The sequence below is a fragment of the Propionispora sp. 2/2-37 genome, assembly GCF_001298735.1.
Lineage (GTDB): Bacteria > Bacillota > Negativicutes > Propionisporales > Propionisporaceae > Propionispora.
The window spans coordinates 191952-218387 of the sequence record NZ_CYSP01000002.1 but is presented as its reverse complement, the minus strand read 5'-3'; the positions used below and the strand labels follow the sequence as shown (position 1 = coordinate 218387).

Genomic DNA, 26436 nt, shown 5'->3' with positions numbered 1-26436 from the left:
GAGGCGGGGCTACATGCCAGCCTGCGAATCATTAGATATTAGTAAAACATACCTTATTACCGGAGCAGCAGGATTCATTGGTTGTTTTCTATCCCGTAACCTTTTGGAAAAAGGCTGTCGTGTAATCGGCATTGATAATATAAATGACTACTATGAGGTTAATCTCAAATATGCCCGCTTGAATCAACTTAAGATTTTTGAGAAATTTGTGTTCGTCCATGGGGACATTTCTGATAAAGATATGATTACTAAGATTTTCGCAGAGTATAAACCGGATATTGTTGTCAATCTGGCAGCCCAAGCCGGTGTACGGTATTCCATAGAGAATCCGGATGCATATATCCAGAGTAATATAGTGGGTTTTTTCAATATTCTTGAGGCCTGTCGGCATCATTCTGTAGGACACCTTGTCTATGCATCCTCCAGTTCGGTTTACGGGGCAAATAAAAAAGTGCCATTTACGGAAAAAGATTCTGTCGACCATCCGGTTTCACTCTATGCAGCGACTAAAAAATCGAATGAATTGATGGCCTATACCTATAGTCATCTTTATAACATTTCGGCTACCGGCCTTCGTTTTTTTACTGTGTACGGGCCATTAGGGCGCCCGGATATGGCCTATTTTGGATTCGCACAGAAATATTTTACCGGTGAACCGATTACAATTTTTAATAACGGTGATTTTGCAAACGATCTTTATCGTGATTTTACCTACATTGATGATATTGTAAAAGGGATGGAACACCTTTTATGTAATCCTCCTCCCGGCGGCGAGAATGAGGCACCGCATCAAGTGTTTAACGTTGGAAACAACCGGCCGGAAAAACTGATGGTATTTATTACAACACTAGAAAAATGCCTGAGCAGGTCCATTGGCAGAGAGGTTGTATTTGATAAGAAATTTGAGCCGATGAAACCTGGCGATGTACCTGCTACCTATGCGTCGACCGATTTATTGTACCAGGCCACAGGTTTTAGGCCTACCACGACGATTGAAGAGGGGCTTCAAAAATTTGCTGATTGGTATTGTGAGTATTACCGGTTAAAATAGAATCTTTATTTTGGTTATTTAACATATAATAGTGCCGATTTTTTCTAGAAAAGTTTTCCTGATAACCAATGCGAATTAGCTTGACAATAAAAAAAACTGGATGTAATATGTGCTTCAGAATGCTTAACATAAGGGGATATTTATTGTGAAAGATCATATACAAAACATCTTAATGATCAGACGGGGAGCTATCGGTGATATTATTTTCACTCTTCCTGCTTTTTATATGCTTAAGGCTAATTTCCCCAACAGCAAAATCAGTTTTTTGGTTAAGGATAATTATGCTGAGGTTCTAAAAGGGTTTCCTAATCTTGATGAAATTTTGATTATTAAAAAGAAAGATCTTGCGTCAAAAAATATAGCCAAGCTATGGGCAATGAGTTCTGATTTGTATCACACGATTCAACGGAATAATTATCAATTAGCCATTGATTTTGTCGGGCATGGAGAACAGGCTTTCTTTCTATGGCTTAGTGGAATAAAACATCGCTGGGGATCGATTAAAACTAGAAAACCATTGCGACAGTGGTTTTACACCAATTATTTTATAAGAGAGTTAGATAATGTTCACCTTATTGATCAACATTTAATGCTGCTGGAAAAAGGCGGGCTGACCCGGCTACCGATTAAGAATCAATATGTTGTACCACGTGAACATATGGACAAGGCCAAAAAGCTGTTCCAACATTGGGGGCTTTCCCTTCAAGAGCCTACGTTATTTATTCAACCCTTTACCGGTAACGGTGTAACCGGTAAAATATGGCCGCTGGAACGTTATGTGGCTCTTGCGGATTATTGGAAAGAACGTGGATTGCAAGTAGTTTTTGGGGGAGGACCGTCGGAGAGGGACAAATTAAACACTGTAGCCGCCCAGTATCCTGTTGCGGCCGGTCAGGCTGACTTTGTTACCTCCGTTGGTCTGGCATCTTTGTCTTCGATCGTGGTGGGCGGCGACACCGGTTTAATGCATGCGGCGCTGGCTACAGGCCGGAGAACGGTCATGCTTGTCGGCCCTACGAATTACAAAAGAATTGGTCCCTATCAACACCCGGAATGGGCGGTGAGGCCGCAAAGTGGAAATGTCATACAAGATATCGGTGTCGAACAGGTGTTAGAAGCCACAAGCGCAGCGCTTAGTGAAATATCGAGTTTCAAATAGAGAATGGTGCGAAGTGTCCGTTTGTATACAGGGATGTTAAACGAATAAAAAATAGGAGGAATATTCGTGGGACGGACTAAATCAATAAGAGTGCTGCAGATGAACTCTATGAAAATCTGGGGCGGCGGCGAAGTGCATGTCCTTTTGCTATGCAGGCATTTGATGTCACTAGGAGATGACGTGGTATTGGTCTGTCGTTCCGGCAGCGCTATTGACCAAAAGGCAAGAGAAGATCATATTCCGGTTTTCAATTTACCACTTAAGGGAGCCATTGATATAAAGAGTGCCTGGGCAATAGCCAACTACTGCAAAGAAAACTCTATTGGCATTATTCATGCGCATAACGGGCGGGATTATTGGCTAGCAAGTTTGGCTAAGTTTTTTTACCCTAGGGTAAAAATTGTCATAACCAGGCATATACTAAGTCCATTAAAAGACAGTATTCTACATCGCTGGTTATATAAAAAAATCGATCAGGTTATTGCTGTATCTCATATTGTAGGAAATAGAATTTCGGTCTTTCCTCCCGAAAAGATAACCGTGATTCATAATGGAATAGATATAGACAAGTTTTCTGAAGCAGAGACGGGCACATTGCGGAGAGAATTGAATCTCCCCGCTGCGACAAAAATCGTTGGTATGGTAGGCCGCGTTCACCCGAGCAAAGGGCATGAAACTTTCCTTCAAAGTATTCCGGAAATATTATCTAAGCATCCCAATACAGTTTTCGTCGTTGTTGGGGGCGGCGAATATATTTCGCAATTGAAAGAAATGAATCGTGATGTGCATTTTTTAGGTAAACGCAGTGATATTCCGGAAGTCATGAAAGATCTGGATGTTTTTGTGATGGCATCGCAGAATGAACCATTTGGTTTAGTGACAGTGGAAGCCATGGCTGCAGGTACACCTGTTGTGGCAACTAACACGGGGGGGACTGCGGAAATCATACTTGACGACAAAAGTGGCTTGCTTATCCCTCCTGAGACTCCTGCAAAGTTATCGGAAGCTGTGGCAAAGATATTGAACGATGGCAAATTGGCAACTAAATTAAAAGAAGGCGGAATAGAGCGGGCAAAGCAATATAATATTAACAATATGGTGGTAAATACCCGGAAAATTTATCATGATATACTGTATCAAGCTATTGTCGATTAGAGCAATAGGGAAGATAATTTGGGAGTAGTGAATATATGATTCTGCTGGTCTGGCATCTAGTTCGAATCTAGCTGACTCAATGAGAGGAGGCATTATGGATAAAGTCGCGATTATTGTATTAAATTACCTTAATTATAATGATACAATTGAATGTGTTGAGAGCATTTCTGTTGATCAATATCCAGAAAAAGAAATAGTTATTGTAGATAACGGGTCGACTAATGACTCAAGAGAACGGCTTGAAGAAAAGTATAGAAATTGCGAGGGCATTCATTTAGTTTTTAGTGAGCAAAATGGAGGTTTTGCCAGGGGAAACAACCTGGGTATTCGCTACGCAACGGTTATTTTGGGGTGTAGCTTTGTGCTACTTGTGAATAATGACACTTTATTTAGGGATCCCCGCATGATAACCGCTTTGATGGAAGCTTATGAGCCGGGGGTAGGCGTATTGGGCCCGCGCATTATAACCGCCGATGGTTATGAGCAAAACCCTGCAAAATACGATGTAATTAGGAGTAAAAGGCGGCAGAATTGGCATTATACACGCAGAATTATAAAGGTACAATTTAAACAAACTAGTTATTATCGAATATTAAGGAAAATTAATGTATTTAGAAAGATAAGAAAACCCAAAATCAAGCATAATGAGCTAGCTCTTACTACTGTTACCTCTCTAGGTATGGTGTTACACGGAGCATGCTTTATGCTTACCAGGGATTACTTTAAATATTACCCTTATCTTTTTCCTGAAACGTTTCTGTACTTTGAAGAGGAAATTCTTACTACATTGACTCATAAAGTAGGTTTGGCAAAAAAATTTGTCCATATAACCCATATTTTCCATAAGGAACATATGTCTACAGAAGTGAGCTTTAGCAATGTCAAGAGCATAAGAACAGGATATTTTCTTCAAAGCCTAAAAATGGCTAAAAAAATATATCCATTAGACTATCATGTTTTAATAAAGAAATATTTTAATCGGTATGATAGATAGATTAATTTGCAAGACTATTCCGAAAAAATATCGGCTTTATATTATTAAATTGAACAAGCTTATAGCTCGACGGAGTAATTTGTTTGCTCTTTTAGGGAGGCACAATAATGAAAATTCTATTTCATTCCAATCAATTATCATTACGGGGGACTGAAATAGCGTTATATGATTATGCTCATTTTAATGAAGTGTATTTAAATAATGAGTCTGTTGTGGCGACAAGACGAGTTGGAAATCATCATCCTATGGTGGTTGAAAAATTCGCAAAACGATTTAAAGTGATTTATTATGATAATTTGATAGAACTGCAGCAATATGCAAAGGATGAAAAAATAGATATCTTTTATGCAATTAAGAAAAAATGATGGTGTAGTCCTTAATTGTATAAAGAGCTGCATTCATGCAGTATTTAAGCATCGCGATTTTCATGGTGATGTATATGCTTATGTTTCTGAGTGGCTAAGCCAAGAGATGACAGAGGGAAGAAGCCCATATGTACCACATATGATACAACTTCCCGAAGTAGATGGTGATTTACGTTTTCGACTGGGAATACCGGAACGTGCCATTGTCTTTGGACGGTACGGTGGTAAAGATACTTTTGATCTTCCTTTTGTTAAACGGTTAATTTATGAAATAGCTGAAAAACGAAAAGATATTTATTTTTTATTTATGAATACTGAGCATTTTTTGCAAGAGAAATGCTTCTTTCGTAACAAATGGTTGAATAAAATTGTAAGTCCGATGATGTTCCCAAAAACTAAAATGGATAACATCATTTTTTTAGCCGGGCAAGCCGATTTAACATATAAAAGAAAATTTATTCAAACTTGTGATGCCATGCTTCATGCAAGGCGGCAGGGGGAAAGCTTTGGTCTTACTTGTGGCGAATTTTCTATTTGTAATAAGCCGGTGATTACCTGTGATGCTCCTTATATAAAAGAACGTAGTCATATTGAAATATTGGGTGATAAAGGCATATATTATTCTGATTACAAAACCTTAAAAAAAGTAATATTAGAGTTCAAAAAGGAAGTCGGTAAAAATTGGGATGCTTATTCCGAAAAATTTAATGCCAGAGTCGTTATGGAAAAGTTTAAGGAAGTGTTTATAGAACAATATTGACAATTGGGGGGAATAGAAAATCTTTTTAAATGAATCCGATTATCGTAATTATGGCGTAATCTTATCGGCAGTTGAGTGAATGAAAAAAGCAGTGGATGGTGTTTACTAAATGAAAGTCTACGATTGCTTTACCTTCTTTAACGAATTTGAATTATTGGAATTAAGAATAAATTTACTGAACAATGTTGTTGACTATTTTGTATTGGTTGAAGCAAATAAAACTCATAAAAATGAAACTAAGAAATTTAATTTCGAAAAAAATAAAAATAGATTTATGGAATATCTCAATAAAATAATTTATATCAAAGTGGATGATATGCCGGCTTTTGATCCGAACAATGAGTGGAAACTTGAAAATTACCAACGTAATTGTATTGTAAGAGGTCTACAGAATATTGATCCTGACGATATTGTTTTTATCTCAGATATAGATGAAATTCCAGATCCTAACGTCTTAGTTTTGTTAAACAACAATAAAAGCTGTGTGACCTTCAAGACTCGAGGCAGATTTCAGCTGGATCTCATCCAAGTACTAAAGTTTCCGGAAAGTATGCTTAGATATCATGGAATGAAATTATTAGATAAAACTCCTCTTGCCTTAGAACAAACTTTATTTTACTATTTTGTTAATTGTCGTTCTAAAGGGAGCTGGAACGGAACGGTTATAACTAAAGCCAAAAATCTTTCCACTCCTCAAAAATTAAGAAATAGAAGAGACAAATTTCCTCGGATCCGAAATAGTGGTTGGCATTTCTCTTATTTAGGGGGAGTTGATAAAATACTCCTTAAAATGAATTCAATTGTTGAATCAAAGACTAATGCATATTCAGCAGATTATGTAAAACAATGTATAACTAACGGATTAGACATTTATGGACGTAAAGGCCAGGAGCACGAATATGAATTTATCGACTTTGCTGAAATTTCTCCTGAATCGGTAAAAGCTTTAGTTCAAAAATATCCTTATCTATATTTTGATTCTCAATAAGAGATTAATCTTTTTGGGAAAGTATGGACGAATACATGGACAAATAGGATATACTACAATCTTGGAATTTTTCGGTAGAATTAAAATTTTGGTGAATGGAAGAAGCTTGATGAAGAAAAAATAATGAGTACAGATAAGCCAAATCTAGCCCGTTGCCAGTTAGTTCATAGTCCACAATGTGCGGCTATATCACTCGATAACACAAACAAATACAGAAGACCTTTTTTCATTCGGATATAGTGATAGAACTCTCATACATAGTTTGACGGTTTGGGATAGTTTGCGCAGCAGGTAAAGCCAGACATTGAATAATACCGTTTTTCAGTTCGACTTGGGATAGAGAAGAGTATCTCCCGATATTTGATTCTTAACTAAATAAAGGAGTTAACACATTTGAAAATTTATAGTTTGGATTATAGCGTTTATTCCCTTCTATTATTTTATGCGTTGTTTTCAGCCACAATCAAGGAGGTAGCTGCTTTTTCCTTGTATCTTGCAACATTATGTGCTGTCATTCACCATTTTAAACAACCTATAATATTTGCAGCCGATAAAAGTCTAGTAAGGGCAATTGCACTATTTTTTTTAACTGCTCTTATTTCTATTATTTTCTCCGAGCGACCAATGGAAGGTGTTGGCATGACAGCAACCTTGCTTCAACGTATGGTGCTCCCGTTCATCTTGGTAGTAGGCTTTATTAAACAACGCAGACAGTTTCTTCGTATACTTGTTGCTATGGCTGTTTCGCTTTTTATTGCTGACTTGTACGCAATTTGGCAAGGTTTTTATGGTAATTTTAGAGCTGCTGCATTTAGTGAGCACCCTATGACTTTGGCTGGGTATCTGCTTCAAATGATCCCACTGCTTTTGGTCTTTTTTATTGAGGATCAAACATTGCCAAGAAAATATCGTACCCTTTTTGGTATTGTGTTAGGTGTGTCTACCGTTGCTTTATTGTTTAACGGGACAAGAGGGGCCTGGATTGCCGTTAGCTTAACATTATTTTTTTATGGGCTTCTTAATATAAAAAGAAATCCGAAATATTTATTTGGATTCATAGCTTTGCTGATGATTATAGGGATCATTGCGTTTAATGTTCCTAGTTTAAAACATCGAATTGACTCAATTGTTGACAAGCATTACCAGTCCAACTCGGAACGTCTTTTGATGTGGCATAGTGCGTGGAATATGTTTTTAGATCATCCTATTACCGGGGTGGGGATAGGAAACTACGAAAAAGCATATCAGGAGCAATATATTTCACCGGACGCTAAAGAACGAAAACAAAGCCATGCGCATAATAATTTTTTACAAGTGCTGGCAGATAGGGGAATTATCGGTTTTTTAGGCTTTATTTATTTATTTGGATACATACTATATAGTTCTTACAGGAATTATTCCAAGACTAAAAATCTATGGGCAATAGGAATTTTTTTAGTTACCGTTAGCCTTTTACTGCAGGGACTGACTGAGTATAATGCGGGAAACTCTGCAGTGACTCGCATGTATTGGTTCCTTATAGGACTCAGTTTTTCGGCAATGAATTCAGAATATGAAAGCCGTAAAAGTTAAATAGTAGGTTAAGAGGTCGCCCAAACCCTTTGGATGACCTTTTTTTCAAAATAAGCGTCAAATAAACCAGCACATGTATGCAAACCGACTTTCATATGAGAAAAGCATCCAAAACAATCGGATAGAAAGTCCGAATTGTTTTGGATGATAAAAAAATCGAAGGGAGTCTATCAATGAACGTGCAGAAAATCATGCATGAAACCCGGCTGCAAACTAATTTTCGAAAAAGTCTTGTGACGCTACCTTTTTTTAAAAAAAGAGCTTTTTCTTTGATGTAAGTATTGCCATATTACGATAAAGGCAGGGAATTCCCCCTATATTGTCGAATTTATATAAATATTAACTTTTATTGTCGGTTTTGAGGAGTGACAAATATGCCCTCTTCTGTTAAAAGTGTATCTGTCGAGCAATACCAAATCCCTACAGTCAGTCTTACTTCGCGTATCGGGAGATATTTAGCACCGGTTATATTATTGGGTGCTGACTATGTTTCTATAACCTTTGCTATCATAACATCCTGGTATTTACGCGCGAATCTATTACCAAGATTTTTCGAGTCATTAGATCCGTTTCATCTCAGCAATAAATACCTTTATTTTATTGTACCGATCACATATATTGTTTTTTTAGCATATGAAGGATTGTATGTTAAACGTTTGCCATTTTGGAAAAGTGCTGAATTGCTTTTTAAAATATGCAGTTATGTCAGTGCTTTAACCATTGTGATAATGTATTTTACAGAAAAAAGTAATGATGTATCCCGGATATTTGTACTATTAGTCTGGAGTATTAGTTTTTTCTATTTAGCTGTTTCCAGGTATTTTTCAAAATATATTTTAACTTATTTTGGTCTATGGAAAAAACCGGTAGTAGTGATAGGTGCAGGGAAAACCGCTGAAATTCTTGCAACCAGTTTTGCCAGTGAACCCTATTTAGGTTATAAGATTGTTGGTTTGATTGAAGATAATTACATGGACAGGCCTTTAATACAAGAATATCCTCATATTGGTGTTTTTGCAAATGCGGAAAATGTCATTTTGAAGAGTGGAGTACAGGATGTTATTATTGCGGCACCTGGACTAGAACGTGAGAATTTGCTTGCACTGATATATCGAATACAACCTCATGTTAAAAACGTGACGATTGTTCCGGATTTATTTGGTATACCTTTAAGTAACATCGAAGTGGAAACTCTGTTTAATGAAAAAACAGTGATGCTTAAAATGCGCAATAATCTCACATCATTACGAAATCGCATAATCAAGCGTATATTTGATGTAGTGGTTGGAGCGGCTATTTTATTGATGAGTCTGCCGATTTTTTTAGCTGTCGGATTGACGATTAGGCTGGATTCCCGCGGACCTATTTTGCATATTGCAAAAAGATTGGGAAAAGATGGGAAAAAATTCAACTGTTATAAATTCAGAACTATGTTTCTAAACGCAGATCGTATATTAGAAACATATTTTGCTGATAACCCGGAAGCACAAGCTGAGTGGAATAAATTTGCTAAATTAAAGAACTATGATCCTCGCATTACACGAGTAGGAGTATGGCTTAGAAAATACAGTTTAGATGAATTGCCACAAATTGTTAATGTGATGTTAGGAAATATGAGTTTAGTTGGGCCGCGTCCGTATTTGCCACGTGAAAAGGAACGTATGGGATATGCTGCACATACAATTTTTAAAACTGTTCCAGGTATTACCGGATTATGGCAGGTAAGCGGGCGGAACAGTATTGATTTTAATGGACGAATACAACTAGATTCTTGGTATGTACGTAACTGGTCTTTATGGCATGATGTAGTGATTCTTTTAAAAACGTTAAAAGTAGTGGTTGAAGGAAAAGGAGCATATTAACATAAATTATTTGAAAAAGGAAGGTAGAAATGAATTATCAATACGACTATATCATTGTAGGAAGCGGACTTTTTGGTTCTATTTTTGCATATGAATGTATGCGAAAAAAGAAAAAGGTACTTATTGTTGAACGGCGTAATCATATTGGCGGCAATATTTATTGTGAATTAAAAGACAATATTTATATTCATAAATACGGTGCCCATATTTTCCATACTAGTAATAAAAAAGTTTGGGATTATATTAATACTTTTGTAGAATTTAACCATTACATCAATTCGCCCGTAGCAAATTATAAAGGGGAGATTTATAATCTTCCTTTTAATATGAATACATTTAGTAAAATGTGGGGAATTTCGACGCCTGAGCAGGCGGCAGAAAAAATTGCAAAACAGAGAGCTGTTATTACCAAAGAACCGCAGAACTTAGAAGAGCAAGCAATTAGTCTTGTAGGTATGGATATTTACAATAAATTGATAAAAGGATATACGGAAAAACAATGGGGACGTGATTGTAGAGAATTACCAGCCTTCATTATTAAACGTTTACCTGTACGTTATACCTATGATAATAATTACTTTAATGATCGCTATCAGGGAATTCCAATTGGTGGTTACAATTTAATCATTGAAAAGATGATTAATAATTGCGAAATTATTCTGAATGATGACTTCAATCTAAAAAAAGAGTATTATAAAAAATTAGCACCTAAAATTATTTACACCGGTGCAATTGATGCTTATTTTAATTATGCTCTAGGAAAGCTGGAGTATCGTGGATTACGATTTGAAACGGAAAGATTAGAAATAGAAAACTACCAAGGAATAGCGGTAATGAATTTTACAGAAAGAGAGATACCTTATACACGGATTATTGAACATAAACATTTTGATTTCGGAACACAGCCTGTTACCTATATTACAAAAGAATATCCCTGTGAATGGCAGGAAGGCCAGGAGGCTTATTATCCTGTAAACGATGTTAAAAATCAAGCCCTTTATAAAGAATACGAAAAATTAGCACGAAAAGAAGAAAATGTTATTTTTGGCGGTCGGTTGGCAGAATACAAGTATTATGACATGGACAAAGTAATTGAGTCAGCCTTAGAAACGTGTCAAAGGGAGCTTAATTAGTTTGGATATAAAAATCCTTATAGCTTCACATAAAGAATATTGGATGCCGCAGGAAGACATGTATTTGCCCATTCATGTAGGAATGGCTAATCAGGAGAGTATTGGCTATATGGGTGATGATACTGGAGATCATATATCTTATAAGAATCCCAATTATTGCGAGTTAACAGCGGCTTATTGGGCTTGGAAAAATTTAGAGGCAAAGTATATAGGTCTGGTACATTATCGACGGCATTTTGCTGCTAAAAGATATGGTTTGTCTGTAGAAAGCAAAAGAAATACAGTTTTATCACGAGGTCAGCTTGAAAATGTATTGTTGAGAACAGATATTGTTCTACCTAATAAGCGAAAATATTATATTGAGACGAATCGCTCGCATTATAATCATGCCCATAATAAGCTTGACTTAGATATGACAGAACAAATTATTGAAGAACTTTATCCTGATTATAAACTTTATTTCCATATTGTAATGAATAGAACTTGGGCGCATATGTTTAATATGTTTATTATGGAAAGAGAAAAATTCCATGCTTATTGCAAATGGTTATTCTCTATACTGTTTACGTTGGAAAAACGCATAGATATTTCAACTTATGATAGTTATCAAGCAAGAGTGTTCGGTTTTATTAGTGAATTATTACTAGATGTTTGGATAGAGAAAAATCAGTTTGCGTATAAAGAAATTGATTTTGTATTTATGGAGCATCAAAATTGGTTAAAAAAAGGATACCTATTTCTGGAAAGAAAATATAGGAAAAGATAAAAAAAGGAGTAAAAAATGAAAATCCTTTATTATTATTGGGTACAATATGATGACAAAGAACGAAGAGGTGGCGGAGTTAGAGTTTATTTGGAAAATTTAATACAATATTTTTCAAATAAAGAAAATATAGAAATTTATACATTGAATTCTGGAGTGGATTATTCTTTACGGAAAGGTACGTATATAGAAAAAATAAAAGAAAAAGATAATGTAAGACAATATAGAATAGTAAATTCTCCCATGATGGCTCCTAGCGGATGTTCGTTTAATCAACAAAACGTTTTTCTTGAAGATATTTCTTTAAAAGAAATTCTAAGAGAATTTTTAAAAGAAAATGGACCATTTGATATTATCCATTTCCAGGTATTAGAAGGATTAACTTGTAAAGTTTTAGAATTAAAAGAAGAATTTGCGGAGACTAAATTTATATTATCAGTCCATAATTATCATTATTTTTGCCCTCAAGTGAATTTGTGGAAAAATGAACAGGAGAACTGTGAAGATTTCCATAATGGTAATGACTGTATAACATGTTTGCCGTATATACCGCCTTATAATTCCATTTTAAAATACTATATTCTCCATTATTATTTAGGGAAAATGAATATCTATCCTGATAGTTTTTTATTTTCCAAAATAAAAAGTACTGCTCAAATGGCTTATAGAATTCTGAAAAAGCTACGATTTCAAAAAGAGACTGCATTTACAGAAGAGTACCACGAAAATACAGCTTTTCGTTTATTCCGTGAAAATAATATCCGGCTTATAAATAAATATGTAGATCATATCTTTACCGTTTCTGATAGAGTAAAAGAAATCTGTATTAACATGGGAATTGAAGGGAGCAAGGTTTCTACGAGCTATATTGGCACAAAATTTGCTGAAAACCAACGAATTTCCTTGAGTTCGCCTATTGATAACGAATCGTTAAGAATTGTATATATGGGATATATGCGGAAAGATAAGGGATTCTATTTTTTTGTTGATGCGCTAAAAAAATTAAATGATGATATTGCTAAGAGTCTAGAAGTGGTTATTGCTGCTGCTTTTAGAGATGATAAAATAGTTGAGGAAATCAGGGGGCTACGTACTAAGTTTAAAGAAATGATACTTTTTGATGGTTATACCCATAAGGATATCCCCAAAATCTTAGCTAAGGTTAATTTAGGCATTGTTCCTGTTTTATGGGAAGATAATCTTCCTCAGGTAGCTATCGAGCTAAAAAGTATGGGAATACCTGTACTTGCAAGCAGTAGGGGGGGAGCTTCTGAATTGAGTAAAAGCGATTTGTTTAAGTTTCAAGCTGGAAATGTTGACGATTTTAATAAGCGGATTGAAATGTTGGTGAAGAACCCAGAATTGCTTAACGAATATTGGAACGAGCAATTAATCTTAAAAAAGGTAGATGAACATATTGAAGAATTGAATAACTATTATTTAAATGAAGCTTAAAGGGAGAATTCTATGATACGTCGTTTTTTAGAACACCAATTTCTTTTCGAAGAATTAGTAAAAAGAGATTTTAAAAATAAATATAAACGAACTGTACTGGGCGTATTTTGGAGTATGTTATCGCCGTTATTGTCCTTGCTGGTGATGAGTATGGTTTTTGGGCAGTTTTTTGGACGAACTATTCCGCACTATATTTCGTACCTTTTGGCCGGACAGATTGTTTTCTCTTATTTTTCTGATGCTACTCATGGAGGAATGGGGTCTTTAATGGCTAATTCACATATATTTACTAAAGTGAATGTCCCCAAATATATGTTTCTATTATCCAGAAATATATCATCCTTAATGAATTTTTCATTAACGTTTATTATTTTTCTCTTATTTGCTTTATATGACGGCTTGTTCTTCAGTTGGAAAATCTTTTTATTGCTCTTCCCGATTATTTGCTTAATTGCCTTTAATATTGGAGTAGGAATGATTCTATCTGCCCTGTACATTTTTTTTAGGGATATTCAATACTTATACTCAGTTTTTACTCAGCTTCTGGTCTATTGCTCTGCTATTTTCTATAACATAGAAATTTTTGATGCGCAGCTTAGATGGCTTTTTTATTTAAATCCTGTATATGTGTATATATCTTATTTCCGGATGATTGTTCTTCAAAATATAATTCCCGATATATATATTCATTTGTTAGCATTTTTTTATGCATTTCTGTCTTTAGCAATTGGTGGTTATATATATAAAAAATATAACTACAAATTTCTATATTATGTTTAGGGGTTATATAATATGATCATTGAACTGAATGATATTTCTATTTGCTATAAGATTGGTGATTTTAAGGAAATTGGATTAAAAGAATATATAATGCGCCGCATACACGGTAAATATCAAGAGAAACAGTTTTGGGCGGTAAAAGATGTTTCTTTTTCATTAAACAAGGGTGACATGCTTGGAATTGTAGGGGGAAATGGCGCAGGGAAATCTACTTTGCTAAAAGTTATTTCTGGCATTATGATTCCGACTAAAGGCAAGGTTAACATTAATGGAAGGATTGCAGCTTTGCTGGAATTGGCAAGCGGTTTTGACGGCGATTTGACTGTACAGGAAAATACTTATCTTAGAGGTGCAATGCTTGGCTATACACGTTCTTTTATGAATGAAAAATATAGTAATATTATTGAGTTTGCCGAATTAGAAAATTTTCAAGATCGACCATTTAGACAATTATCTTCCGGAATGAAATCGAGATTAGCTTTTTCTATAGCTTGCTTGGTCAATCCGGATATTTTGATCTTAGATGAAGTTTTGTCTGTTGGTGATGGATCCTTTAGAAAAAAAAGTGAAAACAAGATGTTGGAGGTTATTAAGGGGGGAGCAACTACGATTTTAGTTTCTCATTCGATCGAACAGATCCGCAGAATGTGTAACAAAGTTCTTTGGCTAGATCATGGAAAACAAATGGCTTTTGGAGATACAAAAGCTGTTTGCAATCAATATGAACAATTTTTAGCTCAAATGTAAGGGTCTCATTAATATAATGGGGGAGAAGCGAATTTGCTTATAAATATAATAAAAAAAATACTGAGAAGTATTAATCCTGCTTATCGTGTTACTTTACGAATAGAAGAGAAAATTTATAAAATAGGACAGGAAAATGATGAAAAATATAAAAGGTTAGAAAAAATAGTAACTGGATTAAATAATGAAATAGAAATAAGCTTGCAGAAATTAGAAAAAAAAATAAATTTGCCTAACCAAAATTTGGACAGGCATTTAATCAATTTTGTAGGACTTGAAACTGCGGAATTTATTATTAAAAATATGCCTAAAGCTTTAGTATTTAATAATAAAAAAGATTTATTAACGCATGCGCTGTCTTTTACTACAAATGGGTTGTTTTTAGAATTTGGTGTATATAATGGATGGACAATTAATATTATTTCGGCTATCAAGAATAATGAAATAATTTTTGGTTTTGACAGCTTTGAGGGGCTGCCTGAAAATTGGAGAACTGGATTTGAAATAGGCACATTTAAAACAGATAATTTACCAGAAGTTAATAAAAATGTAGTATTAATTAAGGGATGGTTTAATCAGACATTACCTGACTTTTTAAATAAACACGATCAGCAATGTGCTTTTATTCATATTGATTGTGATTTGTTCTCATCAACTAAGACAATATTTGAAAAATTAAAAGACCGAATTAAATCAGGAACAATTATAGTATTTGATGAATTCTTTAATTATCCGGATTGGCAAAATGGAGAATATAAGGCATTTCAAGAATTTATAAATGAAAATCAAATTAAGTTTGAGTATATTGGTTATACTTACAAAGAACAAGTTGCTGTAAAAATCTTGTAAAATTACTTTTTGAAAAGGAGATATAATGATTGAAAAAATAATTATAACAAGTGATTTACTGAGACCTAGTATAAGAAATGAAAAGATAGAAGTCTTTAATAATACAAGAGTTAACAAATATTTTCATTTTTTATGTTGGCAATTGCAACAAGCTACAAGTATAAAAATTGAAAGACTGAATTGTGATCATACTGATTTCAATGTTGAATATTTTTATCAGCTCTGTGGCATTAGTGAATTTAATACAATGGGATGGTTAGAAATATTAGATTTAGAAAATATTCCTGAAAAAGCGATAGAATATTATAGAGATTATATAAAAAATTCTTTAGTTATCTATTTAGAAATTCCCCTGATTTTAAAAAAGATCCATGATTTGCTAAATATTCCTTATATAGATTTAGTTATTCATCCTATTAGGTTTTTAGATGATAATTTTTATGGTTTTGCTACAAACTCAAAAAGTCTATTCGATAAAATGAAAAGATATCAAATTGATGATAATATATTTTTTGTTTATGCAGGATTATTTAAAGCTGCTGCAGATCATGCGCCAGTTAATATTGATGAGAATTCAGTTTTAATTGCTGGACAAATTGATGTGGATAGAGCACTTTACTCTCAGGGAAGATGTCTAAGTATATTTGATTATGAGGATAAAATTGAAAGACTGGGAGAAGAATACAATACCGTATATTATAAGCCGCATCCTTTTAATAAAAATTTGCAACAAGTATATGAGTTCTTAGAAAAGTTTAATTTTATAAAAATTATAAATGATAATATTTATCGAATTATTTCTAATGATAATATTAAAAAAGTATGTGCAATTTCTTCCGGTATTTTATACGAGTCGGTGTATTTTGGAAAAGAAATCGAAGCATTTCATCAGCGATATTTAAATTATAATTATGATAAAAATTGCACATTTTCAGATGATATTTATTTATCTATATATGATGCATATTTAAATCCTATTTTTTGGAAAGATGTTTTGAGTGATTTGATTCCTGTAAATGAAAATTGCCCCAATGTTGTTTTACCGCCGAGAGCGAATAAAATTAGAGCTGCATTTAATGATTATTGGAGCCAGACACCTTTAGATCCAGCTGTAAGAATAGTAGAAAAGCATTTAGATGAAAGAATACGGCATTTAGAAGACAATACAAATCGATTAATTGCGAATGAAGATATAGGTTTGATTAAAAAGGTAGTATATCATATAAATCGTAACTTTTTTATGAAAACCAGAGGATTTAGAAAGATAAGTGATTTACTTGCTTTATATAAATTTAAATCTTTGGCAGGTCATCATATAAAAGATCTTAGAAAGATTAACAAGGTTAAATTTATATCGTATCGTCCATATGCGCCTAGTGGCGGGCGTGGAGGAGCTGGGGCTGTATTATCAGCATTAAAAAAAACTATGGGATCTTCGTATAAAAGATTAGCATTGGAATTTTGCTTTAGTGAAAGAGATGGTATATGGCATACGGGAAGGAACTCTTATTACAATCAACACAAATATCCGAATTTTTTTATGGAAAATACTCTTCTATTGATGCTATTTGCGGCGATTGCATTTACTATAGAGAAAACGAAAGATGAAACAGATGCTATATATGTATGCCATGATTATGCAACAGCCTTTGGTTTAGCCCTCTTAAAGAAAAAGTATACACTTGTTTTACATTCGCAAGGACCAAGAGTGGAAGAAAAGATAAACTTGGGAGAAGAAATGTCTATCTTTGAAAAGAAAGTTATTCAAAGGTGTGAGAAGTATGCTTTGCAACACGCGGTATATGTTTGTTTTCCAAGTATAGGTGCTAAAGATTATTATTTTTCCAGTAAATATAATATAATTAATGAGAGTGAAGTTGCACTAGGACCAACTTTATACAATACTTTATATGCTGAAGTTTTACCGGAGAAAATTCCTGGTATTGAACGAGATAATGAATATTTAACTCTATTATCAGTAGGGACAATGACTTATGCAAAGGGGACAGACCAGTCGTTTAAAGCTATAGCGGAAATCGTTAAATTAGAATATAAGAAAAAGATAAGATGGATTGTAGTTGGGAAAGGACCTCTTTCAGAGAAAGTTTTGGAATACAGCAGGAGATTAGAAAAAGAATTTGATAATTTTAAATTTATTTATATAAAACAATGTTCCTTTTTACAAGTTCAATATTTACAAGAGATTGCGGATGTCTATATTATGTTGCACAGAATTTCTATTTTCGATTTGGCGACATTAGAAGCTATGAATAAAGGGTTAGCAATCGTATTATCAAACATTGGGGGAAATATAGAATTTAATAAAGAAGATAATATTATTTTCCATGAACATGATTATCGGCAAACTGCAAAAAAGATTCTATCTGCAGATATAAATCAGTTGAAAGAATTGAATAGGAAAGTATACAATAATTATTTTGGCAATGAAAAGTTTAAAGCGGAATATGAAAATTTAATTGATTTAATGTTGGAAGATTAATGAAGTAATCTAGTAAAAGCTATTTCCAAAATAAAGAAAGCGATGAATTTCACAGAAATAAATTATTTGTTTTTGAATTGAGATACTTCTATTGCTATGACCGAATTGTGGAGGAGATATGAATACTATATTAGTCACCGGTGGCGCAGGTTTTATTGGCAGTAATTTTATCCGTATAGCTCTGCAAAAAGATATAAATATTGTTAATTTTGATAAACTGACTTATGCGGGAAATCTTGATTCATTAAAAGATATAAAAAATAATTCCAGTTATGAATTTGTTCAAGGCGATATTTGTAATTTACAATTTGTTTCAAAGAAACTTATGCAATGTTCTTTCAGTGCAATTGTTCATTTTGCAGCCGAATCTCATGTTGATCGTTCGATAGACAGTCCGAACGCTTTTATTGAAACCAATATCAACGGGACTTTCGCGTTGTTGGAAGCTGCCAGAAAATACTGGCGGCAATTGAACGAAGAAGAAAAATCTAAATTCCGCTTTCTGCACGTTTCAACGGATGAAGTATATGGTACTTTAGGAGATACAGGTTATTTTACTGAAGAAACCCCCTATGCACCCAATTCGCCTTATTCAGCATCCAAGGCTTCTTCTGACCACTTAGTCCGCGCTTATTACCATACCTATGGATTGCCGGTATTAATAACGAACTGCTCCAATAATTACGGACCCTATCAATTCCCGGAAAAACTCATTCCACTCATGATTTTAAACGCACTGGAAGGAAAGCCGTTGCCGGTTTACGGCACCGGCCGGAATGTGCGTGATTGGCTATATGTTGAGGATCATTGCCGTGCCATTTTGACTGTCTTAGAAAACGGAGTGCCGGGGGAGAAATACAATATCGGCGGACATAATGAAAAGACAAATATTAGTATTGTTCATACATTATGTGATATTTTAGATCAAAAAAAACCACGCAGTGACGGTAAGTCCTATCGTGAGCAGATTGCCTTTGTAAAAGATCGTCCCGGCCATGATCAACGCTATGCGATTGATGCTTCGAAAATACAGCGAAAACTAGGCTGGGTGCCACAGGAAACCTTTGAGACCGGGATTATTAAAACGGTCGACTGGTACCTTAATAACCTGGAATGGTGCCGCCGGGTTGCGGATGGAAGTTACCGGCGGGAACGGCTAGGAACTGGAGAATAAGGGGGAAGAAAGTTGGCAGTAAGAAAAGGCATAATCTTAGCTGGTGGCTCAGGTACCCGTCTTTATCCAATTACCAAAGCCTTGAGTAAACAACTCATGCCGGTATATGATAAACCTATGATTTACTATCCCTTAACCACCTTGATGCTGGCAGGTATACGGGATATCTTGATTATTACAACACCGGAGGATAGGGAGAGCTTTTATCAGCTTTTAGGTACTGGCGAACAATGGGGCATTACTTTATCCTATGCTGTGCAGCCTAGTCCCGATGGGTTGGCGCAGGCTTTTATCATTGGTGAAAACTTTATTGGCGATGATAGTTGTGCCCTTATTTTAGGGGATAATATTTTTTTTGGATATAGCTTCAGTCAGATCTTGCAGGCTGCGGCCTGCAAGGATAGTGGAGCCACGATATTTGCTTACTGGGTGAAAGATCCTGAGCGTTATGGCGTTGTAGAGTTTGATGCTGTCGGACAGGCTGTCAGTCTGGAAGAAAAACCGTCTCAGCCTAAATCCAGTTACGCAGTAACCGGGCTTTATTTTTATGATCATAAGGTCGTAGAATATGCCAAAATGTTAAAGCCATCAGCCAGAGGCGAACTGGAGATTACCGATTTAAACCGTTTATACTTGGAAGCGAGAACGCTTCGGGTGGAAATCCTGGGACGGGGGTTTGCCTGGTTGGACACCGGAACGCATGAGTCTCTTCTGCAGGCAGCAAACTATATTTCTACAGTTCAGGAACGGCAAGGCTTGATGGTAGCCTGCCCGGAGGAAATAGCCTATCGGATGGGCTATATCTCTCGAAGTGAGCTTCAAAGATTAGGAGATTTAATGAAGAAAAACAGTTATGGCAAATACCTCTTGGAACTGTCTGAAGAAGTGATAGTATCGCCACAATTAGGAGTGAATAGGTAGGCATGAGGGTAATAGAAACTAAGCTTCCGGAAGTGTTTATTATTGAACCCAAGGTCTTCGGTGATGCCCGTGGATTTTTTCAGGAAACCTGGCAAAGGATGCGTTATGAAGACATTGGTATTAAAGAGCCGTTTGTACAGGATAATCTATCATTTTCTACGCGTGGAGTACTGCGAGGGCTGCATTATCAAAATCCTAATACGCAAGGGAAACTGGTATCGGTGGTACAGGGGGAAGTTTTCGATGTAGCCGTAGATATACGAAGGGGTTCACCTACCTTTGGTGAATGGGTAGGGGTGCATCTGTCCGGTGAAAATCATCGCCAGTTGTGGGTCCCGCCTGGATTTGCCCATGGTTTTTGTGTTATGAGTGATACAGTTTATTTTACCTATAAATGTACCGGTTTGTACAATCCGGCAGCGGAAGGCGGTATTCTTTGGAATGATCCGGAGGTTGGAATCGAGTGGCCTTTGCAGGAAGTAATACTTTCAGATAAGGATAAAGTATATCCGCAGTTAAAAGATGTAAAACCTGACAGACTTCCTTTGTATGGAAAATGAAAGAGATGGTAAAAACCATCTCTTTACATATTTGTAGATATTTCTATCGTATGGTATGATATGGATGTATTTGAAGGGCAGATGATGTTAATGAGAATATTAATAACGGGAGCTAATGGTCAGCTAGGGCGTGAGGTAGCCAGGCAAGGCATACAACACGATCTCGTTCTGGCTGGCAGGGATAAGTTGGATATAACCAACACATCACAGGTTTCCTCTTTTATGCGGGAGGTCAAACCGGATGCCGTTATTCATTGTGCAGCCTATACCAATGTGGATGGAGCTGAGTCGGATGAGGACGGAGCCTTCCGGGTTAATGTGGTGGGGGCGCAGAATGTAGCCGCCGGCTGCCTGGAAACCGGGGGCCGGATGGTATATGTCAGCACCGATTATGTTTTCGATGGGGAAAAACGGGACGTATACCGTGAGTTCGATGCTGTGAACCCTCAGACCGTATACGGCCGTACCAAGTGGCAGGGCGAAGAAATGGTACGACGGATTCTAGGACGTCACTACATTGTGCGAACCGCCTGGCTGTATGGCGAAGGCAACAATTTTGTGCGGACGATGCTGCGGCTGGCGAGGCAGCAGGATACGCTAAGGATTGTGCATGATCAAATAGGAACACCGACTTCGACGGTGGAATTGGCAAAAGCTATTTTTCAGCTTCTGGAAAGTGATTCCTATGGTACCTATCATGCTACCTGTCAGGGGCAGTGCTCCTGGTACGATTTTGCCTGCGAGATTTTCCGCCAGACAGGAAAGCAGGTAAAGATTGTTCCGGTGGCTACCGGTGAATTTCCGCGTCCGGCCAAACGTCCCGCTTATTCGGTACTGGATAATTATATGCTGCGTATGACGGTGGGAGACCCGATGCGGGAGTGGCAAACAGCATTAAAAGAGTATATAAAGTGAGCAGAAAGCTGTAAGGGAAGGGACAAGCTATGTTTGATATGCACAGCCATATTCTGTCTGGAATTGACGATGGTGCCAAAGACCTGGATACGTCGCTGACTATGCTTAGGATGGCACAGGAGAGCGGTACACGGCATATTGTCGCTACACCCCATGTTATTGAGGGAAAGTGGCTGCCTTCCTGGGAGCGGATTATTGCCGGATGTGAGCAAGTGAAACAAGCGGCGGAGCAGGAAGGTCTGTCAATCGAGATTTATCCCGGCGGGGAAGTAGCCGTCTATATGGATATCCTGAAAGAAATTCAAGGTCCGGGTCCTTATTGTATCAATGGCGGGCGGTATCTTCTGGTGGAACTGCCGGCTATGGAAATTCCTTCATTTACGGAAGAGTTTTTTTTTAGACTGCAAACCCGTGGAATAACGCCAATCCTGGCCCACCCGGAACGGCATCCGCGGATTGCCGGTAATCCTAACAGGCTGGCGGAATGGATTCGTGCCGGTGTATTAGTTCAGGTAAATGGAGCCAGTATTACCGGACGTTTTGGGAAAAAAGCAATGGAAACGGCGGAACTGCTGCTAAAAAGCAATATGGTGCATTGTATCGGCTCAGACGCCCATAGTGCCCATACCCGCAATCCCCGGCTTGGGGAAGTACGGCAAAAGATTGGCAGCATAGTGGGTCAGGAAAACGTAGCCAGGTTAACCAGGCATAATCCTGCTAATATGATTCATAGCCGGGATGTGGACATACCGGAAATAAAGCTTGCGGACCAGTCACATAAACCCGGAGCCATAACAAAAATGTTTCGGATGTTATGGGGATAAACGATTAAATATAAATGAGCGGCCTTTTTCATGAAGGGTCGCTTTTTTGCATTGTAGGTAAGTTGACAAAAATACTAGAAATTAATTTCCTTTAATGGTAAAATTATACTATTGCAGCAGGTTGACGCCTTTTATAGACGGTAACCTTGAGGCAATTGCTTGGTCTGGCCAGTGCCGAAGCTGGCGGTAATTCCGGCCCCGGATTCAATAGAAGTGGTGTGGGAATTCCTGAAGGTAGTGGTTATTGGCAAGTGGGTGTAATTTTATTGCATATGGGGGCCACCGAGAGAAAGGTTACGTGTCTAAGGGCATTGCACGTAAGAAATAGAAGCAGGTAAAATACTGAAAATAAAAAATGCCGTCCATCTTGGGCGAGCAGGGAACATATGGGGGAGAAACTGCATGCCGGTTATGTGCAGTTATAGAATTTATCTTAATCTTGGGCTGCGAATAGAGGCTGGCAGACTGAGAAATTAGGGCCGAACAGGCGATAGTCGTCGATTTGAATATCGATGGCAGGAAGTTCTTCCAAGCGGAAGTGTCCATTTTAGATGAATTAATGGGGGAGAGGCTGCACCAATGGTTGTTTGCAGCTATGGGATTACCTTAACTTGGAGTTACGAATACCGGCTGGCGGATTGAGATTGGGAACAACTGGACAGGTGATGAAGACAATCGACAATTTGAATACCGATAACAGGGGGGCCATTGCGAACTAACATAGGACAATCTTATCCAGTCATGTTGTTGTCACTACCGACAGGCTATTGAGTCATGGCAAACAAGAATAATTTAGTTAAATTTCTTGTTAAGTGAAGTGTGTGGCATGATTGGGGTAATCAGGAATAGCCTAAGCCCGGCAAAGAAAATTATAATCAAAAAGCTAGACCAGCAGATAATAGCCATTGTTGAGGATGATGGCTGCGGGACAGATAGGTATTCTCTGAAGGGAGAGGATACCTGGACTGCAAATCATGACCAAAACAGGCTCAGAAAGCAGGGGGACGCCTGCAGCTAGAATCAAAACTAGGCGAAGGAATAAGAGTGATAGTCAATTTTTCTTAACTAGATGGAAAGTAAGGTGGAAAACATTGAAAACGCTGTTGGTGGATGATCAGGCTTTGGTCCTGGAGGGATTGCGGAATTTTCTTATGGCCAACGGCATTGAAGTTGTAGGGACTGCCCGGAATGGGGCTGAAGCCTTGAATCAATTTGCGATGCTGAAGCCGGACCTGATATTAATGGATATCCAGTTGGAAGGGTATGATGGAATACAGACTACACAAATGATCAAAAAAGAGTATCCTGAAGTAAAAATCGTAATGCTCACTGCCAAGGAGGATGAAGAGAGCCTTTTTGCGGCGGTTCAGGCGGGAGCTTCGGGCTACCTGTTAAAGGATATGGAGCCTAAAAGCTTTATCCGGCAATTGACAGGACTGGCCACGGGAGAAACACCGCTCGCGCCGGGCCTGGTCGAGCGAATGTTGCGGGAAATTAGCCGCCATAAGCAAAGTGGTGGCAAGATCAGCGGGGCACAACGGGAATTGACCGACCGGCAGAGAGAGGTTTTGGATTTACTGGTCGAAGGTTTGACCTACAAGGAGATTGCCAGTCGGCTGGATTTGAAGGAAGCCACGGTAAAGTATCACGTCAAGGAGATAATCGCCAAGATGCACTTGACTAACCGTGCGCAATTGATTGCGCACGCATCGCGACAAGGTTTGACAAAAGATAAACGGGTAGATACATAGTAATTCGTTTCCAGGTTGATCTAAGTATAGTTAAACACTAGCTAAAAGTATAGTGTTTAACTATACTTTTTCTTTTTATCGACTATCCTTAAGGTAGGTGTTAAAAAAGGGAAAAATTGTTAAAATTAAACAAAAATATAGAATGAATTATTCTGACAAATCCGGCAAGTAAAGCTGAGTTTTAAAAAAACGGATAGAGAGACAACGGCCATTGTTGAGGATAAAGCTGTGGGTCAACCGGGCGGTCATTCCCTGAGACGGGAACGCTCTGTGGCTTAAAGGTTCTGGCCGAAAGAGCGGGACAGGAGGATACTTGTGGATAGAATCAAAACCAGGCGAAGGAACAAAGGTGATAATCCCATTTACTTAAAAAAAGTGTAAAGTAAGGTGGAAGCATTGAAAACGCTGTTGGTGGATGATCATGCTTTGGTCCTGGAAGGATTGCGGCATTTTCTTATGGCCAACGGCATTGAGGTTGTAGGAACTGCTCGAAATGGGGCTGAAGCCTTGAGTCAATTTGCGATGTTGAAACCGGATTTGATACTAATGGATATCCGGATGGAGGGGTATGACGGGATACAGACTACACAAATGATTAAAAAAGAGCATCCTGAAGTGAAGGTTGTCATGCTTACAGCCAGAGAGGATGATGAAAGCCTTTTTGCGGCGATTCAGGCGGGAGCTTCGGGTTATCTGTTAAAGAGCATGGAGCCGGAAACCTTTATCCGGCAGCTTACGGGACTGACTGCCGGTGAGCCGCCGTTTGCACCGGGCCTGGCCGTAAGAATGTTGCAGGAAATTAGCCGCCGCAGGCAAAGCGCTGATAAGGCCGCTGACGGGATACAGCAGGAATTGACCGACCGGCAGCGAGAGGTTTTGGAATTACTGGTCGAAGGCTTGACCTACAAGGAGATTGCCAATCGGCTGGAGTTGAAGGAAGTCACAGTAAAGTATCACGTTAAGGAAATGATCACCAAGATGCATTTGACTAACCGTACCCAGTTGATTGCCTACGCGTCACGGAAGGGTTGACAAGATACTAGTCTAAAGTATAGTCGGCACTAGCTAAAAGTATAGTGCCGACTATACTTTTTCTTTTGATTGCCTTGTCTTAAGTATAGTTGACACTGCCTGAAAGCATAGCAAACGGCTATGCTTTTTTCTTTTCATGGCCTATCCCTAAAGTAGGTATCCTAACAGGAAAGATTTGCTAATATTAAAAACAAATCCCAGGGGAGGCGTTATGGTGACCAAAAATTTAAACCAAATTCGACAGCTGACCACAAAACTGGAAAGTATGGGCTACCATACCTTTCAGATTCAAACAATAATTAATGACATAATCGACGGCGACATGATGGAAAAGGCAGAACAGGAAGAACTAGACGTTATCGTTTCCGCTTTAGAATACCACATCAGTTTTGCTCAAAGATGCCTGCGTTCCGGTAAATAAATTGGTCTATTCTGTTTTTTATGGAGAAGCCAGCTTTTTGGGAGGTATATAAGTGAAGGCACTCAGCAGCATTCTTAGTTTATTTTTGTTCTTTTTCTTTGCAGTTTCAGGACTTGCCGGCGCACAGGAACAAGAGTATTTAATTGCGCCGGGTGATGTCCTGAGTATCCGGGTCTGGGGTATGGACGAGCTTGGGGTAGAAAAAGTGGTGGTCCGTCCGGACGGCAAAATTGCTGTTCCCCTGGTGGGTGAACTTTCGGTTTCCGGCAGTTCTTCGGCAGTTGTGGTCGCGAATATTACGGCAGCATTAAGCAACTATGTGAAGAATCCGAAGGTGACAATGAATATAGAGGAATATCACACCACCCGGGTGTATGTTCTCGGCGAAGTGGCCAAGCCGGGGATGTATGAGCTTACGAAGCAGCACAATCTGCTGGATGCCATCGGCTCCGCCGGAAGTTACACGAAAGATGCCGCTAAGAGGAAAGTGTTTATCATCCGTAAGGATAATCAGGGCGGCAAACCCCTGGAGGCCAATCTGCTGCAGTTGATGCAAAAGGGAGATATGACCCAGAACTACGCATTGCGGGACGGAGATGTCGTGTATTTGAGCAAAAATAGACGCATTGATATAGCCAGGGATATCCTGCCATGGGTTTCTTCATTATACTACATGACCAGAATTGAATAGATGCGTGACAAATTAAC

General features: G+C 37.5%; 26 protein-coding genes. All 26 read left to right on the top strand.

Going from position 1 to position 26436, the window contains the following annotated elements; genetic code table 11:
- Window positions 1-13 precede the first annotated feature (13 nt).
- The 26 genes from P22_RS02870 (at window position 14) to P22_RS02745 (ending at window position 26419) form a co-directional block, all read left to right on the top strand.
- Window positions 14-1051, top strand: coding sequence for an SDR family NAD(P)-dependent oxidoreductase (locus tag P22_RS02870; RefSeq protein ID WP_054258701.1), 1038 nt, complete (start codon window positions 14-16; stop codon window positions 1049-1051).
- A 145-nt stretch (window positions 1052-1196) separates the two neighbouring features.
- Complete coding sequence (locus tag P22_RS02865) at window positions 1197-2210, top strand: glycosyltransferase family 9 protein (protein WP_054258700.1); 1014 nt, start codon at window positions 1197-1199, stop codon at window positions 2208-2210.
- 66 nt (window positions 2211-2276) lie between these two features.
- Window positions 2277-3365: a glycosyltransferase family 4 protein gene (locus P22_RS02860; RefSeq protein ID WP_054258699.1), complete on the top strand. Its 1089-nt coding sequence runs from the start codon at window positions 2277-2279 to the stop codon at window positions 3363-3365.
- Between the two features lie 94 nt (window positions 3366-3459).
- Complete coding sequence (locus P22_RS02855) at window positions 3460-4359, top strand: glycosyltransferase (protein WP_054258698.1); 900 nt, start codon at window positions 3460-3462, stop codon at window positions 4357-4359.
- A gap of 107 nt (window positions 4360-4466) precedes the next feature.
- Window positions 4467-4724: a hypothetical protein gene (locus tag P22_RS02850; RefSeq protein WP_054258697.1), complete on the top strand. Its 258-nt coding sequence runs from the start codon at window positions 4467-4469 to the stop codon at window positions 4722-4724.
- A complete protein-coding gene (locus P22_RS02845; RefSeq protein ID WP_156318834.1) occupies window positions 4705-5484 on the top strand; it encodes a glycosyltransferase in 780 nt (259 codons plus the stop codon). Before P22_RS02850 ends, P22_RS02845 begins: the two co-directional genes overlap by 20 nt.
- A 109-nt stretch (window positions 5485-5593) precedes the next feature.
- Complete coding sequence (locus P22_RS02840; protein ID WP_054258695.1) at window positions 5594-6472, top strand: glycosyltransferase family 17 protein; 879 nt, start codon at window positions 5594-5596, stop codon at window positions 6470-6472.
- Window positions 6473-6865: 393 nt separating this feature from the next.
- Window positions 6866-8044, top strand: coding sequence for an O-antigen ligase family protein (locus P22_RS02835; RefSeq protein WP_054258694.1), 1179 nt, complete (start codon window positions 6866-6868; stop codon window positions 8042-8044).
- Between the two features lie 374 nt (window positions 8045-8418).
- The gene (gene wbaP, locus P22_RS02830; protein ID WP_054258693.1) at window positions 8419-9906 is read left to right on the top strand and encodes an undecaprenyl-phosphate galactose phosphotransferase WbaP; all 1488 of its coding nucleotides are present in this window, start codon (window positions 8419-8421) and stop codon (window positions 9904-9906) included.
- Window positions 9907-9935: 29 nt separating this feature from the next.
- A complete protein-coding gene (gene glf, locus P22_RS02825) occupies window positions 9936-11039 on the top strand; it encodes a UDP-galactopyranose mutase (RefSeq protein WP_054258692.1) in 1104 nt (367 codons plus the stop codon).
- A 1-nt stretch (window position 11040) separates the two neighbouring features.
- Window positions 11041-11805 (top strand): DUF4422 domain-containing protein, encoded by a 765-nt coding sequence (locus P22_RS02820; protein WP_054258691.1) that lies wholly within the window; start codon window positions 11041-11043, stop codon window positions 11803-11805.
- A gap of 15 nt (window positions 11806-11820) precedes the next feature.
- The gene (locus P22_RS02815; RefSeq protein WP_054258690.1) at window positions 11821-13257 is read left to right on the top strand and encodes a glycosyltransferase; all 1437 of its coding nucleotides are present in this window, start codon (window positions 11821-11823) and stop codon (window positions 13255-13257) included.
- A gap of 12 nt (window positions 13258-13269) precedes the next feature.
- Window positions 13270-14037 (top strand): ABC transporter permease, encoded by a 768-nt coding sequence (locus P22_RS02810; protein WP_054258689.1) that lies wholly within the window; start codon window positions 13270-13272, stop codon window positions 14035-14037.
- A gap of 12 nt (window positions 14038-14049) precedes the next feature.
- Window positions 14050-14784, top strand: coding sequence for an ABC transporter ATP-binding protein (locus tag P22_RS02805; RefSeq protein WP_054258688.1), 735 nt, complete (start codon window positions 14050-14052; stop codon window positions 14782-14784).
- A 33-nt stretch (window positions 14785-14817) separates the two neighbouring features.
- Window positions 14818-15630 carry a class I SAM-dependent methyltransferase gene (locus P22_RS02800; RefSeq protein WP_054258687.1) on the top strand — a complete coding sequence of 271 codons (813 nt, stop codon included), beginning with the start codon at window positions 14818-14820 and terminating at the stop codon, window positions 15628-15630.
- A gap of 25 nt (window positions 15631-15655) precedes the next feature.
- On the top strand, window positions 15656-18130 hold the full coding sequence (locus tag P22_RS02795; protein ID WP_054258686.1) for a glycosyltransferase: 2475 nt from the start codon (window positions 15656-15658) through the stop codon (window positions 18128-18130).
- Between the two features lie 118 nt (window positions 18131-18248).
- Window positions 18249-19304 carry a dTDP-glucose 4,6-dehydratase gene (rfbB, locus tag P22_RS02790; RefSeq protein WP_054258685.1) on the top strand — a complete coding sequence of 352 codons (1056 nt, stop codon included), beginning with the start codon at window positions 18249-18251 and terminating at the stop codon, window positions 19302-19304.
- A 12-nt stretch (window positions 19305-19316) separates the two neighbouring features.
- Window positions 19317-20225 (top strand): glucose-1-phosphate thymidylyltransferase RfbA, encoded by a 909-nt coding sequence (rfbA, locus tag P22_RS02785; protein WP_054258684.1) that lies wholly within the window; start codon window positions 19317-19319, stop codon window positions 20223-20225.
- Between the two features lie 2 nt (window positions 20226-20227).
- Window positions 20228-20785, top strand: a complete 558-nt coding sequence (rfbC, locus tag P22_RS02780) for a dTDP-4-dehydrorhamnose 3,5-epimerase (RefSeq protein ID WP_054258683.1) — start codon at window positions 20228-20230, stop codon at window positions 20783-20785.
- A 90-nt stretch (window positions 20786-20875) separates the two neighbouring features.
- Complete coding sequence (gene rfbD, locus P22_RS02775) at window positions 20876-21700, top strand: dTDP-4-dehydrorhamnose reductase (RefSeq protein WP_054258806.1); 825 nt, start codon at window positions 20876-20878, stop codon at window positions 21698-21700.
- Window positions 21701-21729: 29 nt separating this feature from the next.
- The gene (locus P22_RS02770) at window positions 21730-22524 is read left to right on the top strand and encodes a tyrosine-protein phosphatase (protein WP_054258682.1); all 795 of its coding nucleotides are present in this window, start codon (window positions 21730-21732) and stop codon (window positions 22522-22524) included.
- 826 nt (window positions 22525-23350) lie between these two features.
- Window positions 23351-23542 carry a hypothetical protein gene (locus P22_RS20970; RefSeq protein ID WP_054258681.1) on the top strand — a complete coding sequence of 64 codons (192 nt, stop codon included), beginning with the start codon at window positions 23351-23353 and terminating at the stop codon, window positions 23540-23542.
- A 73-nt stretch (window positions 23543-23615) separates the two neighbouring features.
- Complete coding sequence (locus tag P22_RS02760; protein ID WP_054258680.1) at window positions 23616-24275, top strand: response regulator; 660 nt, start codon at window positions 23616-23618, stop codon at window positions 24273-24275.
- A gap of 396 nt (window positions 24276-24671) precedes the next feature.
- Complete coding sequence (locus P22_RS02755; RefSeq protein WP_054258679.1) at window positions 24672-25307, top strand: response regulator; 636 nt, start codon at window positions 24672-24674, stop codon at window positions 25305-25307.
- A gap of 211 nt (window positions 25308-25518) precedes the next feature.
- Window positions 25519-25728, top strand: a complete 210-nt coding sequence (locus tag P22_RS02750) for a hypothetical protein (protein WP_054258678.1) — start codon at window positions 25519-25521, stop codon at window positions 25726-25728.
- A gap of 52 nt (window positions 25729-25780) precedes the next feature.
- The gene (locus tag P22_RS02745) at window positions 25781-26419 is read left to right on the top strand and encodes a polysaccharide biosynthesis/export family protein (RefSeq protein ID WP_054258677.1); all 639 of its coding nucleotides are present in this window, start codon (window positions 25781-25783) and stop codon (window positions 26417-26419) included.
- The last annotated feature ends 17 nt before the right edge of the window (window positions 26420-26436 follow it).

Coding starts and splice junctions, on each gene's coding strand:
- P22_RS02870 (WP_054258701.1), top strand. CDS start 14: ATGCCAGCCTGCGAATCATTAGATATTAGTAAAACATACCTTATTACC.
- P22_RS02855 (WP_054258698.1), top strand. CDS start 3,460: ATGGATAAAGTCGCGATTATTGTATTAAATTACCTTAATTATAATGAT.
- P22_RS02850 (WP_054258697.1), top strand. CDS start 4,467: ATGAAAATTCTATTTCATTCCAATCAATTATCATTACGGGGGACTGAA.
- P22_RS02845 (WP_156318834.1), top strand. CDS start 4,705: ATGCAATTAAGAAAAAATGATGGTGTAGTCCTTAATTGTATAAAGAGC.
- P22_RS02840 (WP_054258695.1), top strand. CDS start 5,594: ATGAAAGTCTACGATTGCTTTACCTTCTTTAACGAATTTGAATTATTG.
- wbaP (WP_054258693.1), top strand. CDS start 8,419: ATGCCCTCTTCTGTTAAAAGTGTATCTGTCGAGCAATACCAAATCCCT.
- glf (WP_054258692.1), top strand. CDS start 9,936: ATGAATTATCAATACGACTATATCATTGTAGGAAGCGGACTTTTTGGT.
- P22_RS02815 (WP_054258690.1), top strand. CDS start 11,821: ATGAAAATCCTTTATTATTATTGGGTACAATATGATGACAAAGAACGA.
- P22_RS02810 (WP_054258689.1), top strand. CDS start 13,270: ATGATACGTCGTTTTTTAGAACACCAATTTCTTTTCGAAGAATTAGTA.
- P22_RS02805 (WP_054258688.1), top strand. CDS start 14,050: ATGATCATTGAACTGAATGATATTTCTATTTGCTATAAGATTGGTGAT.
- P22_RS02795 (WP_054258686.1), top strand. CDS start 15,656: ATGATTGAAAAAATAATTATAACAAGTGATTTACTGAGACCTAGTATA.
- rfbB (WP_054258685.1), top strand. CDS start 18,249: ATGAATACTATATTAGTCACCGGTGGCGCAGGTTTTATTGGCAGTAAT.
- rfbC (WP_054258683.1), top strand. CDS start 20,228: ATGAGGGTAATAGAAACTAAGCTTCCGGAAGTGTTTATTATTGAACCC.
- rfbD (WP_054258806.1), top strand. CDS start 20,876: ATGAGAATATTAATAACGGGAGCTAATGGTCAGCTAGGGCGTGAGGTA.
- P22_RS02770 (WP_054258682.1), top strand. CDS start 21,730: ATGTTTGATATGCACAGCCATATTCTGTCTGGAATTGACGATGGTGCC.
- P22_RS20970 (WP_054258681.1), top strand. CDS start 23,351: ATGATTGGGGTAATCAGGAATAGCCTAAGCCCGGCAAAGAAAATTATA.
- P22_RS02750 (WP_054258678.1), top strand. CDS start 25,519: ATGGTGACCAAAAATTTAAACCAAATTCGACAGCTGACCACAAAACTG.